Origin of the sequence: Citrobacter sp. Cpo015, from assembly GCF_030333035.1 — a bacterium.
Taxonomy (GTDB): domain Bacteria; phylum Pseudomonadota; class Gammaproteobacteria; order Enterobacterales; family Enterobacteriaceae; genus Citrobacter; species Citrobacter portucalensis.
This window is the reverse complement of sequence record NZ_JAOWGS010000035.1, coordinates 77,517-92,702: the sequence shown is the minus strand read 5'-3', so window position 1 is coordinate 92,702 and position 15,186 is coordinate 77,517. Positions and strand designations below refer to the sequence as shown.

Sequence of the window (15,186 nt, the reverse complement as noted above, 5' to 3'; positions counted from 1 at the left end):
TTGTCGTTATATGTTGTGTTGTGAACTGCTATACGTTTAGACGTCTAGATGTAAAAATGACGGAAAAGCATGCTGGCGTCAACACAAAAATCATCGTTAAAGGTGAGGAATACTCAGCCAACGTGAAAAAAATTCACATCAGCCTGAAATGATGAGGGATTGCGTCACGACCGTCTGCAGCCACGCTAATTTTGTTACGTTCTCAGGCAGCATCAGCAACCCCATGCTAATACGCAACTCGGTATCGGTAAGAGGAAGGAATATCACGCCCTGACGCTGGATCGCGGAAAAGGAGGCCGGAATCAGGCTCAGGCCGTCACCCTGCGCGATCCGAGCCAGCAGCACGTCATGTTCCAGCGGCTCTTCAATACAGGCAGGCGAGTAACCCGCACGACGAAAAATGTGTCGGGTGTAATCAAAGAAGGCAGGGTTACGTTCGCGTTTGAACCAGAACAGCGGTCGGTGGCTCAGCGCGGTTAATGAGAGTGACGACAGTGCCGCTTCTGCCCACTGCGCGGGTAAGGCGGCAATCATCGATTCTTGCCAGCCAAGCGGCGTGACGCTAAGCCCCGAAGTTTCAAGCGGTAGTGCCACCAGAGCGGCATCCAGTTTGCCCCGACGCACCTGGCGCGCCAGTTCAGGCGAACCATGCCGGACAATATGTAGCTTCTGTATGCGCATATTAAGCCGGGACTCAAGCGCCGTAAAGACACCCTGCTCAAACGCCGTACTTAGCCCTAAGCGCAGAGATTGCTCCCCCGTTTTCACTAACTGACCCAGCGCCGCCCAGGTTTTATCCTGTAGCGCCAATAGCGGGCGTACGATTTCAAGTACGCGTTGGCCATCCTCCGTCAGCGTAAGCCCACGGGTATGACGGACAAAAAGCGTCACTCCCAGGCGTTCTTCAAGCTGGCGAATGTGGCGACTCAGCGGCGGCTGCGACATAAACAAGCGCTGCGCCGCCCGGCTCATATTGTTCTCTTCCGCTACTACGGAAAAGTAACGCAGCAGGCGAATGTCCAGAGAGTGCAAAGACGATGTTGTCATACCGAAAAGGTATCACGGAAACGGTATTATCCCAATCATTCCGCACGCCCTATCCTCACACTACAAACCACACGAAAGAGGAAGGAATGATGCCTTCAGAACGCTTTATTACCGGTCAGGAGATGTTGCAAAAAGTGGATGGTAAAGGGGGCGATGCGGTCGTCGAAAGTCTGCAGGATATTGCGCCAGACTTCGCCCAATACCTGATTGAATTTCCTTTTGGCGACATCTATTCAAGGCCGGGGCTGGATTTACGCAGTAGAGAAATCGCCACCGTCGCGGCATTAACTGCGCTGGGTAACGCCACACCGCAGTTGAAAGTGCATATTGGTGCGGCATTACACGTGGGTTTAACGCAGGATGAGATCATTGAAGTGATTATGCAGATGGCCGTATATGCTGGCTTCCCCGCGGCACTCAACGGCTTGTTCGCCGCAAAAGAGGTGTTTGCCTCCCACAAAGGCTAAAACAACAGGCCAGCGGAATATCTGCTGGCCTGACCTCACTACGGTTTCACATCTTCCACACGCATGCCTTTGAGTTGCTCATCCGTCAGCGTATTTCCCGCTTTGAAATAATCAACGACAGCATTAGAGACATAGTAACCGCCGGATGTGTTACGCGCTTTACCTTCGGTGAATGCCGTAAAACCATCACCGCCGTCTGCCAGGAAGCTATTGGTGGCAATGTGATAAACCACAGCGTCCTCAATTGGCTTACCGTTAAGCGTCAATACGGTGACCCGCTGGCCAACCGGTTTGCTGCTGTCATACTTCATCTCCAGTCCTTTGGACACCTGCAATACGCCGTTGCTTAAACCCGCGCCGTGCTCCATCAGGCTACGTAACTGCTTCCCGGTGAGATCCATGGTTGCCAGCTCGTTCGGGAACGGGAAGGTGCTAATGACGGCACCCATCGTGATAGCACCTGCCGGGATTTCATTCCGGATGCCGCCCGAGTTAGTGAGTGCTAACTGGGTATCTTTACCCGCCGCAGCCAGCAATGCATCTGCCGCCAGATTTCCCAGGGAAGAAGATTCACCGTAAGCACGCGTCAGCTCAACCGGAGAGTTGGCTACCGTTTGTTGTACCACTTTATCGAGCTTTTTATTCCAGCCATCAATGACCTGTTTCGTTTGCGGGTCTGGCTGCCACTCATCAGCAAAAATGGTCTTCAGTTCGAAGTTCTTAACGGTAAATTGATGCGGTTTTTGCTGGTAATCCAGCACCAGTTTACCCACATCAATACCGCCGCTGTCGGTAGACAGAATCAGGGTGTTACCGACTTTAATCGGCTCCGGCGTGCCCACATGCGCATGACCGGTGATCAGGATATCCAGGCCATGCACCTGACCTGCAGTCTGGATATCTTTATCCAGCGCACGGCGCACATCGGTGCCCCCCAGACTGGACTGACGTGCTGGCGTGCCTTCGTGGATGAGTGCCACGGTGAGATCGACTTTGCCTTTAAGCTCATCGATATAGCGTTGCAACCACTTAACCTATCAGGGATGGTGGCAAAATGAGTGGCAAATCTGGCAACGAGGCGATACGCGTAAAATGGTGTGTTTGTTAACGCAGGGGCGTGTTGAAGAAGGCGCGTCAAAAACTCTGGCGGCAAGCCATCATTTTCTCGCCTGGTTGCAGCAACAGACGGAATTTCAGCAAAGCCCCCGCTACTCCGCCCATTCGGTATTTCAGACGATAAGGACGCTGGTAGATCAATACAACGCCCTGATCACCCAGCACGATTTGCCCGGTGGCGCTGCCGCTTACCGGGCCTACGATTCATGAAATATGTAGGCCGGATAAGCGTAAGCGTCATCAGGCAACGCAAACTACAGCAGCTGCGCCAAACGGTTGATGTCTGACTGAATAGCGCCGGCGGTAACGTCACGACCTGCGCCCGGTCCACGGATTACCAGCGGGTTATCGCGATACCAGCGGCTTTCAATGGCGAATACGTTATCGCACGGCAACAGCGCCGCCAGCGGGTGTTCAGGACGAACCGCTTCAACACCAACGCGCGCTTTACCGTTAGCATCAAAACGCGCCACATAGCGTAGCACCAGCCCCATTTCACGCGCCGCTTCCAGACGCTGCACCATCTGCTCGTTAAGCTCATCACCATTCTCAAAGAAATGGTCAATAGAGCCTTCTTCACAGTGTGCAGGCACCAGCGATTCCACGCGAACCTGGTCCGGTTCGATGTCGTAACCTGCTTCACGCGCCAGAATCACCAGCTTACGCATCACATCTTTGCCGGAAAGATCTACGCGCGGATCGGGTTCAGTCAGCCCCTGTTGCCACGCCTGATCCACCAGATCGGTGAACGGGACCGTGCCATCAAATTGCAGGAACAACCACGACAACGTACCGGAGAAGATCCCGCTGATCGACAGAATGGTATCTCCGCTATCAATCAGATCGCGCACGGTATGATTGATCGGCAAACCTGCTCCCACGGTGGCGTTATACAGCCAGTGGCGGCCGGTTTTTTCAAAAGCGTCATGAATTTGGCGATAATTATGACTGCTGCTCGCCCCCGCCAGTTTGTTGGCGCTGATAACGTGGAAACCATGGCTGGCAAAATCCAGATACTGATCCGCAAGTTGCTCGCTGGCAGTAACGTCCAGCACCACTAAATCATCATACGGGTGAGCACGCATCCACAGGAATAGAGACTCTTCATCCTGCTCTACCGCCTCGTCATCAAAGAAAGCTAACGCGCGGCTGGCATCCAGCCCTTCGTAATTCAGCAGGCTACGACGGCTATCAACCACACCCGCCAGCACAAACTCTAATCCGGTGCGCGCCGAGAGCGTGCTCTGCTCGCGAGCGAACAGCTCCAGCCAGCGCGAACCAATGTTGCCTTTGCCGAACAACACCAGACCAATGCGTTTTTCCGCGCGGAAAATTGACTGATGCAGGCCCTGAATCAGGCTCTCTGTTGGCCCAGTACGCAGTACCGCGACCAGGCTGATACCCTCTTCCGATTGCCAGGTGAATTCAACCGGCTGACCTTTCAACTGTTGCCAGAAACGGTGGCAGTGCAGCGGATTACGGGTGACGCCCGCCCCGACCATCGCTACCAGCGCCAGCCCCTGGCGCAAACGCAGCTCGCCCGGCAGACCTGCTTCATCCAGAATTTTCAGTGCGCCGTCAGCGACTTCGGAGGTATAGCAAAATTGCAGCAGTTGGCGGTCAGGATGCACACCCACTGCCAGCGGACGCACCTGGGTACGTTTTAAAACCTGATCAATCTCTTTATAAGCCAGCTTAAAGTCCTGGCCAGTCGGAACCAAAAACTCAATCAGGCAGACGTCATCATGACTGGTCACAATACGCGCCCCGGTACCGGAGGCCAGTACGCGTTCAATGCGCGTTGAACCCTGCTCCGGCGTATAGCTACAACGCAGTTGGAGATCGATATCGCTACCGGAAACCGGCTGTAAGGTACGGGCATGGAGAACCGGTGCCGCCAGACGCGCCAGCTCGCTGGCTTCATCCAGACGCAGCAGCGGCAGCAAACAGGCGTCTTTTACTTTACGCGGATCCGCGCTGTAAACCCCGGCGACATCGCTCCAGATAGTTACGCGAGAAACGCCCGCCAGCGCGCCAACCTGCGTCGCCGAGTAGTCGGAGCCGTTACGCCCCAGCAGGACCGTTTCACCGCAATTGCTGCGGCTAATAAAGCCGGTAACCACCAGCCGTTTACCCGGATGCTGCGCCAGCAGTTGCTGTAGCAGCGGGTAAGAAAGACCTTCATCTACCTGCGGCTGGGCACCGCGTTCAGCACGTAAAAAATCGCGCGCATCCAGCCAGGCTGACTCCAGCCCCTGTTGGTTAAGGACCGCAGACATCAAACGCGCGGACCATACCTCACCATGCCCAACAACCTCAGCATAGACGGCATCGTTCACGCCACTGTCGAGTAATCCAGCCAGACGCTCCAGATCGTGAATAAACGCACCAATTAGTCCATCCGCTATATCAGGCGGTAACAAACCGCTGATAAGCTCGCTCTGATAGCGACGTAACGCCTGTTGAACCTGATGCGCAGAAAGGCGATCGGTCTGGCTTAATTTCAGCCAGCTAATCAACTGGTTAGTGGTACTGCCTGCGGCTGAAACAACCATCATGTCATCAGGCTGCGAGTACTCCGCCATAATGCCTGCGACACGCAGATAACATTTCACATCAGCCAGACTACTACCACCAAATTTGTGCAGTTGACGACCCTTCGCCCCTGCCTGCGCAATCACACTCATGTTTACCCCTTGTTTGCAGCCCGGAAGCCATTTTCCAGGTCGGCAATTAAATCTTCGCCATCTTCAATACCGGTGGAGATACGCAGCAGCGTTTCGGAAATTCCGGCAGCAGCACGCGCTTCTGGCGCCATGCCCGCGTGTGTCATGGTTGCGGCGTGGGAGATCAGACTTTCAACGCCCCCTAACGATTCCGCCAGCGTAAACAATGACAACCCGCCAAGGAAGCGGCGCAGCGTTTGCTCATCACCATCCAGTTCAAAACTTAACATCGCGCCAAAGCCTTTTTGCTGACGCGCGGCAATCTCATGGCCCTGATTATCCGGCAATGACGGGTGATACAATTTTTTCACCAGCGGCTGAGTTTGCAGATAATCGACTATCGCCTGAGCATTACGTTGCGCCACCTCCATTCGAGGAGACAGAGTACGCAGGCCGCGCAACAGCAGATAACTATCAAACGCGCCGCCGGTCACACCAATATTATTCGCCCACCATGCCAGTTCAGTGACCGTTTCCGGATCTTTCGCTATCACAACACCAGCCACCACATCTGAGTGACCGTTTAAATATTTCGTGCATGAATGCAACACCAGATCGGCGCCCAATGCCAGTGGATTTTGCAGTGCCGGGCTTAAAAAAGTGTTGTCGACCACGCTGACCGCGCCAGCTTCACGCGCCAGCTGGCAGATTTTCGCAATATCCACCACGCGCAGCAGCGGGTTGCTTGGGCTTTCTACCAGCACCAGTTTCGGTTTTTCTGCCAATGCGGCTTGTAATGCCTGCTCATCACCTTGATCGACAAACAGGACGCGGTAACAGCCACGTTTTGCCAGACTGTCAAACAGTCGGTAGCTCCCGCCGTAGCAGTCATGCGGTGCGACCAGCAGATCGCCTGGCTTGAGGAAGACCGTGGTCACCAGATGAATCGCCGACATGCCAGTATTGGTCAGCACAGCACCTGCACCGCCTTCCAGTTCCGCCAGCGCACGCTGAACAACATCGCGCGTTGGGTTGCCGCGACGCGAATAGTCATGGGCGCGAGGTTCATTAAATCCGGTAAAGTTATAGGTGCTGGAGAGGTGAATCGGCGGGACAACGCAACCGTACTGTTCGTCGTCATTTAACCCGCTACGCACTGCGATGGTGGCCTGTTTACGCGTCATATTGAGGAGATCCTGGCTGAGTCGGTGAAAAGTCAGACACCAGAGTAATCATAGTTACGATAGCCGTCAATACATCTGGACATCTAAACTTCTTTGCGTATAGATTGAGCAAACTGGAAATAGCCGTTAAAATTATATGCATTAGCGTACATCTGCGTCGGCTTACTTCGTGTCAGGGCCACGCCACTACGATAAACTACGCGCAATTATGGTCCGGGCTCAGGTTCTGGCCTCAATATTAATGACGAAGAGGATTAGGTATCTCATGGCTGAATGGAGCGGCGAATATATCAGCCCATACGCTGAGCACGGTAAGAAGAGTGAGCAAGTCAAAAAAATTACGGTTTCCATTCCTCTGAAGGTGTTAAAAATCCTTACCGATGAACGCACGCGTCGTCAGGTGAACAACCTGCGCCACGCCACCAACAGCGAACTGCTGTGTGAAGCGTTTCTGCATGCTTTTACTGGGCAACCCTTACCCAACGATGACGACCTGCGTAAAGAACGCAGTGATGAAATCCCGGAAGAAGCAAAGGTAATCATGCGTGAACTGGGTATCAACCCGGAAACGTGGGAATACTGATAGTTAGAACAGCAATGGGCGTGTAGAGGCGGGAATGCTCCCGCCTTTTCTCACAGTGTTACTTACTAATACCATTGAGTTTATTCAATGTTTCTTCCATTTTGAGCGTTTCCGTACGGTTCAATGGATAGAAATAAATCAGAATGACCGCCGCCAAAAACAGGCATAGCGCCGGCAAGAGATTCGCCATCGTATAAATATTTTCCTGCACAATGCTGGTTTGCACTGCACCACCTGTTGACGATGATTGATAGCCAATGATAGCCAACATAAAGCCACCAATCGCCCCTGCGCATGCCTGACCAACCTTGCGCGCAAAGAAGTTCACACCATAAACCGTGCCATCCTCGCGATCGCCAGTGACATACTGATGGTAGTCACAAACATCAGTCATAAACGCCCAAATCATCAGGTTGAATAACCCTGCACCCAGCGTCGCCAGGAACAAGAAAACCAGATAGACCTTTGCATCCGTAATGTGGACAAAGTACATAATCACATACATGACCACGGCAAAAAGCAACGCGCCTACGCTGGCTTCTTTTTTACCAAACCGCTTCGTGAGCCAGGATGCCGATGGCGCCAGCAAAACCAGGGAACCAAAGGTAAACAGCAACGCGACTGACATCGCCTCTTTATTGTGGAAATAGTCATTAAACAGGTAAGTCATGTTGGTACCGGACAACCCCTGATTAATTACAATCAGCAAATCCACAACCACTAAAACAATCAGCGCCTTATTGCGTGCCAGTCCCTTCAGCAACACCGAAACGGGCATGCTCTCTTTTCTCTCCACGCGCACGCGCTCCGTCGTTAAATGACAGGTCAAGGATAAAAAGATCAAGCCCAGCACTGCGCAACCAATGGAAATCCAGAAGAAGTGTTGCCCGGAAATCACCTGGCTTCCATCCACCAGGGTGGTGTACATCAGGATTGGAATGAAAAAGCCAGTTGCCCCACCGCCAATTGCTGACCCAACGCTACGCCAGGTTGAAAGCGATACACGATCTTCAGGATTCGAGCTAATCGCCGCAGACATAGCACCGTACGGAATACTCACGGTCGATAACAGCGAACCGTAAATGAAATAGGAGCAGCAGATGTAGATGATTTTCGCCGTATAAGAAAAATCATTCACAAACGGCAGGAACAGGACAACCGCAATGATGCAAAATGGATACTTCATGCGACGCACCCACGGGTTGAAACGTCCATGTACCGTCAGTTTAGAGGTATCGCATAAGCGCCCTACACCAACATCAACGAACGCATCAAAGAGTTTGGTCACAAAATAGAGTGAGCCAACAATAACGCCGGAAATACCGAGGACGTTAGTGTAATAAATCATTAAAAAACTATTAACTAAGCCAAGAATAAAACAGGTTCCGAGGTCACCACATAAATAACCAATTTTATCTCTAATTCCGAAAGGCCTGACGGCAGTGGTTTCATTATTTCCGATAATAGTTCCATCATTAGACATGATGTCAACTCCTTAGACATATTATTCACACAAACTATGCTTATCGACGTAATCAGCCGATACGAAAACTATTACCGATTAAAAGTTATAACCAAGACCGACACGATAACGGGTCTGACGATCGTCTGTCGTTGTTGTGTTATAACCCGAGGAAACGTTGCCAACCTCAACAAATGGAACCCAGGAGCCTAATTTGTACGCCACGCGGAAGTTATATTCATAATCATCTTTCCGGTTGTTATATAAATCTTCGCTATCGGCAATTTTATAAATACCATTTAGCTCAAACATCCAGTCATTGACGTTATAACCAAGCCAGGCTTCCGGACGATAGACCATGCGGTCATCTTTGCCGTCAGTGTTTCTGCGCATGTACTCCTGACGATAGCGGAACGCGGTCCACCAGTTGTCGTTGATGTTGTACTGCACGCGGATATAAGGCTTATAAATCGCGATATTATCGCCCGTTTCGATTGCAATGCCGGGCTGCCAGACAAGACCCTGCCAGGTGAACTGATAGCTTGCGGTATACTCGTTGCCGTTACTTTCCATATTATTCCACGCATCATTTGACTGCGTGTTTTCGGAACGAGAAATGGCTTCTACTGCCACACCAAAACCCGTGGCAAAACGGTGAGACATATACACACGATCGTAATTACGTCCATCGTCATAATATTCATGTCGGTAATCAACATAACCCGCCTGTGCGGCCGCAGAGAATAATGGAATCAGTAATAACGCAGATTTAAATTTCATGACAATCCCTCTTCACACTCAACAACGGAAATAATCCATCTCGTTTGTCCATAAAATGGGAAAACAAAAAGGCTTTTAGATTAATTTTATATTTCCACGAAAGTGTATTTTAGAAAGAAAGCAGAAACCTTTGGTATTTTGCCAGGAGCTGGTAAAAGTGGCAAAAGACAGAAGATAAAAAGGACGCAGATCACCAGTTTCAATATTTTATCGAAAAAATAAAACACCGTTTTATTTATTGAATAAAATAGATTATTCAATACATCAATATATATTTCAGTTCTGAAGCGCAGAAACAAAAAAAGCGCCATAAGGCGCTTTTTTCTGACAGCTGAAACTTACTTGCTGCCTGGGATGCTGAAACGCTTGTTGAAGCGATCAACACGGCCACCGGTAGCAACATCACGCTGCTTGCCAGTATAGAACGGGTGGCACTGACCGCACACGTCCAGGTTCAGATCGTGACCGACGGTAGAGCGGATTTTCATGACGTTACCGCAAGAGCAGTTTGCAGTAATTTCTTCGTATTTCGGGTGAATATCTTTTTTCATGGGAAAACCTCGGTTTAAGGCCGCGTCGCTCTTCCAGCCCTAACGCCAGACACCACGCGATGTTAATTATTCCCCGTCACCTTTCACGCTGCATCAACAGCCTGAAACTCTCGGGTAATGGTCATTGTTTGACGCAATCAATTTGCATCAAAGGCGGCGAATCATACAGAAATTAACCTGCTCATGCAAACTGATCCGCATTCTACCCTCCACTAATGTGTATACTAACCCGCCAGATTTCAAGTCAGGATGATTCAATGCCCGTTGCGCACGTTGCCTTACCTGTTCCGCTACCTCGCACCTTTGACTACCTCCTGCCGGAAGGCTTGAGTGCCAAAGCCGGGTGTCGTGTACGCGTGCCCTTTGGCAAGCAGCAGGAGCGCGTGGGTATCGTCCTTTCCGTCAGCGAGCACAGTGAACTGCCGCGGAGCGAATTGAAAGCCGTTCTCGAAGTGCTGGACAGCGAACCGGTCTACTCGACCTCTGTCTGGCGTCTGCTGTTGTGGGCGGCTGATTATTATCATCATCCCATCGGTGACGTACTGTTTCACGCTCTGCCAATTTTACTGCGCCAGGGACGCCCGGCGACAAACGCGCCCATGTGGTACTGGTTTGCCACTGAAGAAGGCCAGGTAATTGACCTCAACAGCCTGAAGCGTTCTCCCAAGCAGCAACAGGCGCTGGCTGCGCTACGCCAGGGGAAAATCTGGCGCGACCAGGTGGCTGAACTGGAATTTAATGATGCCGCATTACAGGCACTGCGGAAAAAAGGGCTGTGCGATCTGGCGAGCGAAACACCAGGCTTTAGCGACTGGCGTACGCACTACGCGGTTTCTGGTGAGCGTCTGCGGCTGAACACCGAGCAGGCCACCGCCGTCGGGGCGATTCACAGCGCCTCGGACAGTTTTAGCGCCTGGCTATTAGCGGGCGTAACGGGATCAGGCAAAACAGAGGTCTATCTCAGCGTTCTGGAAAACGTCCTTGCCCAGGGCAAGCAGGCGCTGGTGATGGTGCCGGAGATTGGCCTGACGCCGCAAACTATTGCCCGTTTTCGCGAACGTTTTAATGCGCCGGTCGAAGTCCTGCACTCCGGTTTAAACGACAGTGAACGTCTTTCAGCCTGGCTGAAAGCAAAAAATGGCGAGGCGGCGATTGTTATCGGCACGCGTTCTTCGCTATTTACGCCGTTTAAAAATCTCGGCGTGATTGTCATCGACGAAGAACACGACAGCTCTTATAAACAGCAGGAAGGCTGGCGCTATCATGCGCGCGACCTCGCGGTTTACCGCGCCCATAGCGAGCAGATCCCGATTATTCTCGGCTCAGCCACCCCGGCACTGGAAACGCTGTGTAACGTGCGGCAGAACAAATACCGCATGCTGCGCCTGACGCGCCGCGCCGGCAATGCGCGCCCAGCCACTCAGCACGTGCTGGATCTCAAAGGTCAGCAGGTGCAGGCCGGACTCGCCCCTGCGCTGATCGCCCGTATGCGTCAGCACCTGCAGGCGGATAACCAGGTGATCCTGTTTTTGAACCGTCGTGGTTTTGCGCCTGCGCTGCTGTGCCACGACTGTGGTTGGATTGCCGAATGTCCGCGTTGCGATCATTACTACACGCTACATCAGGCGCAGCACCACCTGCGTTGCCACCACTGCGACAGCCAGCGCCCAATACCGCGTCAGTGCCCTTCCTGTGGTTCGACGCATATGGTTCCGGTAGGACTCGGCACCGAACAGCTTGAGCAGGCTCTGGCACCTTTTTTCCCCGGTGTGCCAATTTCACGTATCGATCGTGACACCACCAGCCGTAAAGGGTCGCTGGAGCAGCATCTGGCGGAAGTGCATCGCGGCGGCGCACGAATTCTTATAGGCACGCAAATGCTGGCCAAAGGCCACCACTTCCCGGACGTCACTCTGGTGGCGCTGCTGGACGTTGACGGCGCGCTATTCTCCGCAGATTTCCGGTCAGCAGAACGCTTCGCCCAGCTCTATACGCAGGTCTCTGGCCGTGCCGGACGCGCCGGGAAGCAAGGCGAAGTGGTGCTGCAAACGCACCATCCTGAACATCCGCTGCTGCAAACCTTGCTGTATAAAGGCTATGACGCGTTTGCCGAACAGGCGCTGGCCGAGCGACAAACGCTCCAGCTTCCACCGTGGACCAGCCATGTGATCGTGCGGGCAGAAGATCATAACAACCAGCATGCACCAATGTTCTTGCAGCAACTACGGAATCTCATTCAAGCCAGCCCGTTGGCCGATGACAAACTCTGGGTGCTCGGCCCGGTTCCCGCACTGGCGCCCAAACGCGGTGGTCGTTATCGTTGGCAAATATTGTTGCAACATCCATCACGAATTCGTCTGCAACATATCGTCAGCGGCACGCTGGCACTGATCAATACGCTACCCGATGCACGCAAGGTTAAATGGGTGCTGGATGTCGATCCCATCGAGGGATAACCCCTCACGATGCGAGGCGGATCGTAAAATTAAAGATCCATCACACTTTTTATGAAAATTCTGTAACCGCTTCCATTCACTATCTGATAAAAATGTTTCAGATGAAGGTTATCCAGGGACGAGTCTGTGCCAGCAGCTCTCTGGCGAGGAGAAAGAGTGAAACCGAATAAGCAGGTTGCCGCCGCTACGATGAAAGATGTTGCTCTGAAGGCGAAAGTCTCAACGGCAACCGTATCCCGCGCATTAATGAACCCGGACAAAGTCTCGCAGTCAACCCGTAACAAGGTTGAGCAGGCAGCGCTGGAAGTGGGATATCTACCCCAATCAATGGGACGTAACGTTAAGCGTAATGAGTCACGTACCATTCTGGTGATTGTGCCGGATATCTGCGATCCGTTTTTTAGCGAAGTGATTCGTGGCATCGAAGTGACTGCCGCAGAACAGGGATACCTGGTGCTTATTGGCGACTGCGCGCACCAGAACCAGCAGGAAAAGACGTTTCTTAACCTCATTATCACCAAGCAGATCGATGGCATGGTACTGCTCAGCTCGCGCCTGCCGTTTGATGCCAGCGTGGAAGAACAGCGCAATTTACCGCCGATGGTCATGTCGAACGAGTTCGCGCCAGAGCTGGAACTCCCTACCGTGCACATTGATAACCTCACCGCCGCCTTTAACGCGATGAATTATCTGCTGGAACTGGGGCATAAACGCATTGGTTGTATCGCCGGCCCCGAAGATATGCCGCTGTGCCATTACCGTCTGCAAGGCTACGTTCAGGCATTACGCCGCAGCGGAATTACGGTCGATCCGCATTTCATCGCGCGCGGTGACTTTACCTATGAAGCGGGAGCCAATGCGTTGAAGCAGCTCCTTGAACTACCGCAGCCGCCTACCGCTGTCTTTTGTCACAGCGACGTCATGGCGCTGGGTGCACTCTCTTACGCCAAACGTCAGGGTCTGAAAGTCCCTGATGATTTATCCATTATTGGCTTTGATAACATTTCGCTCACGGAATTTTGTGATCCACCCCTGACAACCGTCGCACAGCCGCGTTTCGATATCGGACGTGAAGCTATGCTGTTACTGCTCGATCAATTACAAGGGCAGAGCGTCAGCAGTGGCTCACGTTTACTGGACTGCGAGCTTATTATTCGGGGTACTACCCGGGCACTGACGTAAAGTAAAGTGCTTTCGGACTCCCCTGTCTGGTCAAAGGCCCGCCGCTTAAGTAACATGGCGGGCTGACGAACGAATAAATACAGCGAAACGATAGTGGCACAACGAGATTATGTACGTCGCGGCCAACCGGCACCTTCGCGGCGCAAGAAGAGCACATCACGGAAAAAACAACGCAATACGCCTGCGGTATCGCCCGCAATGGTTGCTATTGCTGCAGCCGTACTCGTGACCTTTATCGGTGGTCTGTACTTCATTACGCATCACAAGAAAGAAGAGTCCGAAACGCTGCAAAACCAGAAAGTCACCGGTAATGGCATTCCGCCAAAACCGGAAGAGCGCTGGCGATACATCAAAGAGCTGGAAAGCCGTCAGCCTGGCGTACGTGCGCCTACCGAACCGTCTGCGGGCGGCGAGGTGCTGAATGCCGATCAGCTAACCAATGAGCAGCGCCAGCTATTGGCGCAAATGCAGGCTGATATGCGTCAACAGCCGACGCAGCTCAACGAAGTACCGTGGAACGAGCAAACGCCTGAACAACGCCAGCAAACGCTGCAGCGTCAGCGTCAGGTGCAACAGCAGCAGTGGAATAACGCACAGCAGCAGGCTCAGCAGCCGCGCCCACGGGCAACAGAACAGCCGTATCAGCAGCAGCAAACGCGTACAGCACAAGCCGCGCCGGTACAGCAGCCGAAACCGCAGCCAAAACCGGCGGCGCAACAGCCGTATCAGGATCTGCTGCAAACGCCAGCGCATACCACCGCTGCTCAGCCAAAACCGCAGCCGGCCGCGCCGATAACGAATGAAACGCAGCCGCCAAAACAGACTGCTGAGAAAAAAGATGAACGCCGCTGGATGGTTCAGTGCGGATCATTTAAAGGCGCTGAGCAGGCAGAAACTGTGCGTGCGCAGCTGGCCTTTGAAGGCTTTAACTCCCGTATTACCACCAATAACGGCTGGAATCGTGTGGTCATTGGTCCGGTCAAAGGCAAAGAGAATGCCGACAACACCATCAGCCGCCTGAAGGTTGCTGGTCACACAAACTGCATTCGACTCTCCACTGGGGGTTGAAACCCCCAAAATCCCCCCCATCTATACTTGCATTACGCCCCGTACATTGTTCGGGGCCTGTACATTGCATTTGTAACCAAGGGGTCTGCTCGTGACAACAATAGTAAGCGTACGCCGTAACGGCCATGTGGTAATCGCCGGTGATGGTCAGGCCACACTGGGTAACACCGTAATGAAAGGCAACGTGAAGAAAGTCCGCCGTCTGTACAACGATAAAGTCATCGCGGGCTTTGCGGGCGGTACTGCGGATGCATTCACGCTGTTTGAACTGTTTGAACGCAAGCTGGAAATGCACCAGGGTCACCTGGTGAAAGCTGCCGTTGAACTGGCAAAAGACTGGCGTACCGACCGTATGCTGCGCAAACTCGAAGCGCTGCTGGCCGTCGCAGATGAAACTGCATCGCTCATCATCACCGGTAACGGCGACGTCATCCAGCCAGAAAACGATCTGATTGCTATAGGCTCCGGCGGTCCCTACGCCCAGGCTGCTGCACGCGCTCTGCTTGAAAATACCGAGCTTGGCGCACGCGAGATTGCTGAGAAAGCGTTGGATATTGCAGGGGATATCTGCATTTATACCAACCACTTCCATACCATCGAAGAATTGAACTCCAAAGCGTAAGG

Annotated in this window: 13 protein-coding genes and 1 pseudogene; 7 read left to right on the top strand and 7 right to left on the bottom strand. The window is 52.7% G+C overall.

Going from position 1 to position 15,186, the window contains the following annotated elements; all coding sequences use genetic code 11:
- Positions 1 to 138 precede the first annotated feature (138 nt).
- Positions 139 to 1,047 (bottom strand): LysR family transcriptional regulator, encoded by a 909-nt coding sequence (locus OGY67_RS14475; protein ID WP_060683061.1) that lies wholly within the window; start codon positions 1,045 to 1,047, stop codon positions 139 to 141.
- Between the two features lie 89 nt (positions 1,048 to 1,136).
- On the opposite strand from OGY67_RS14475, the gene OGY67_RS14470 reads away from it, so the two are divergent.
- The gene (locus OGY67_RS14470; RefSeq protein ID WP_286574112.1) at positions 1,137 to 1,514 is read left to right on the top strand and encodes a carboxymuconolactone decarboxylase family protein; all 378 of its coding nucleotides are present in this window, start codon (positions 1,137 to 1,139) and stop codon (positions 1,512 to 1,514) included.
- A gap of 38 nt (positions 1,515 to 1,552) precedes the next feature.
- On the opposite strand, the pseudogene OGY67_RS14465 reads toward OGY67_RS14470, so the two are convergent.
- A pseudogene (locus OGY67_RS14465) lies at positions 1,553 to 2,548 on the bottom strand (bifunctional metallophosphatase/5'-nucleotidase); the annotation flags it as partial.
- A 58-nt stretch (positions 2,549 to 2,606) separates the two neighbouring features.
- Here OGY67_RS14465 and OGY67_RS14460 point away from each other — a divergent pair.
- Positions 2,607 to 2,840 carry a hypothetical protein gene (locus OGY67_RS14460; RefSeq protein ID WP_060683059.1) on the top strand — a complete coding sequence of 78 codons (234 nt, stop codon included), beginning with the start codon at positions 2,607 to 2,609 and terminating at the stop codon, positions 2,838 to 2,840.
- A gap of 44 nt (positions 2,841 to 2,884) precedes the next feature.
- Here OGY67_RS14460 and OGY67_RS14455 read toward each other — a convergent pair whose 3' ends face one another.
- The gene (locus OGY67_RS14455; protein WP_032945630.1) at positions 2,885 to 5,317 is read right to left on the bottom strand and encodes a bifunctional aspartate kinase/homoserine dehydrogenase II; all 2,433 of its coding nucleotides are present in this window, start codon (positions 5,315 to 5,317) and stop codon (positions 2,885 to 2,887) included.
- Positions 5,318 to 5,319: 2 nt separating this feature from the next.
- A complete protein-coding gene (gene metB / locus OGY67_RS14450) occupies positions 5,320 to 6,480 on the bottom strand; it encodes a cystathionine gamma-synthase (protein WP_003028818.1) in 1,161 nt (386 codons plus the stop codon).
- A gap of 265 nt (positions 6,481 to 6,745) precedes the next feature.
- Here metB and metJ point away from each other — a divergent pair, with 265 nt between their 5' ends.
- Positions 6,746 to 7,063 carry a met regulon transcriptional regulator MetJ gene (gene metJ / locus OGY67_RS14445; protein WP_003825168.1) on the top strand — a complete coding sequence of 106 codons (318 nt, stop codon included), beginning with the start codon at positions 6,746 to 6,748 and terminating at the stop codon, positions 7,061 to 7,063.
- A gap of 58 nt (positions 7,064 to 7,121) precedes the next feature.
- Here the strand turns inward: metJ and OGY67_RS14440 are convergent, their stop codons facing one another.
- The 3 genes from OGY67_RS14440 to rpmE all read right to left on the bottom strand — a co-directional run bounded on the left by OGY67_RS14440 (position 7,122) and on the right by rpmE (position 9,856).
- Positions 7,122 to 8,546, bottom strand: a complete 1,425-nt coding sequence (locus OGY67_RS14440) for an MFS transporter (RefSeq protein WP_032945626.1) — start codon at positions 8,544 to 8,546, stop codon at positions 7,122 to 7,124.
- Between the two features lie 78 nt (positions 8,547 to 8,624).
- Entirely contained in the window at positions 8,625 to 9,305 is a 681-nt protein-coding gene (locus OGY67_RS14435; protein ID WP_003825173.1) for an oligogalacturonate-specific porin KdgM family protein, read from the bottom strand.
- Between the two features lie 338 nt (positions 9,306 to 9,643).
- Positions 9,644 to 9,856, bottom strand: a complete 213-nt coding sequence (gene rpmE, locus OGY67_RS14430; protein ID WP_008787040.1) for a 50S ribosomal protein L31 — start codon at positions 9,854 to 9,856, stop codon at positions 9,644 to 9,646.
- A 257-nt stretch (positions 9,857 to 10,113) separates the two neighbouring features.
- On the opposite strand from rpmE, the gene priA reads away from it, so the two are divergent.
- The 4 genes from priA to hslV all read left to right on the top strand — a co-directional run bounded on the left by priA (position 10,114) and on the right by hslV (position 15,184).
- The gene (gene priA, locus OGY67_RS14425) at positions 10,114 to 12,312 is read left to right on the top strand and encodes a primosomal protein N' (RefSeq protein ID WP_048215183.1); all 2,199 of its coding nucleotides are present in this window, start codon (positions 10,114 to 10,116) and stop codon (positions 12,310 to 12,312) included.
- A 156-nt stretch (positions 12,313 to 12,468) separates the two neighbouring features.
- Complete coding sequence (gene cytR, locus OGY67_RS14420) at positions 12,469 to 13,494, top strand: DNA-binding transcriptional regulator CytR (RefSeq protein ID WP_003825179.1); 1,026 nt, start codon at positions 12,469 to 12,471, stop codon at positions 13,492 to 13,494.
- A 93-nt stretch (positions 13,495 to 13,587) separates the two neighbouring features.
- Positions 13,588 to 14,562 carry a cell division protein FtsN gene (gene ftsN, locus OGY67_RS14415; protein WP_100271678.1) on the top strand — a complete coding sequence of 325 codons (975 nt, stop codon included), beginning with the start codon at positions 13,588 to 13,590 and terminating at the stop codon, positions 14,560 to 14,562.
- 91 nt (positions 14,563 to 14,653) lie between these two features.
- Positions 14,654 to 15,184, top strand: a complete 531-nt coding sequence (gene hslV / locus OGY67_RS14410) for an ATP-dependent protease subunit HslV (protein WP_003028805.1) — start codon at positions 14,654 to 14,656, stop codon at positions 15,182 to 15,184.
- Positions 15,185 to 15,186 lie beyond the last annotated feature (2 nt).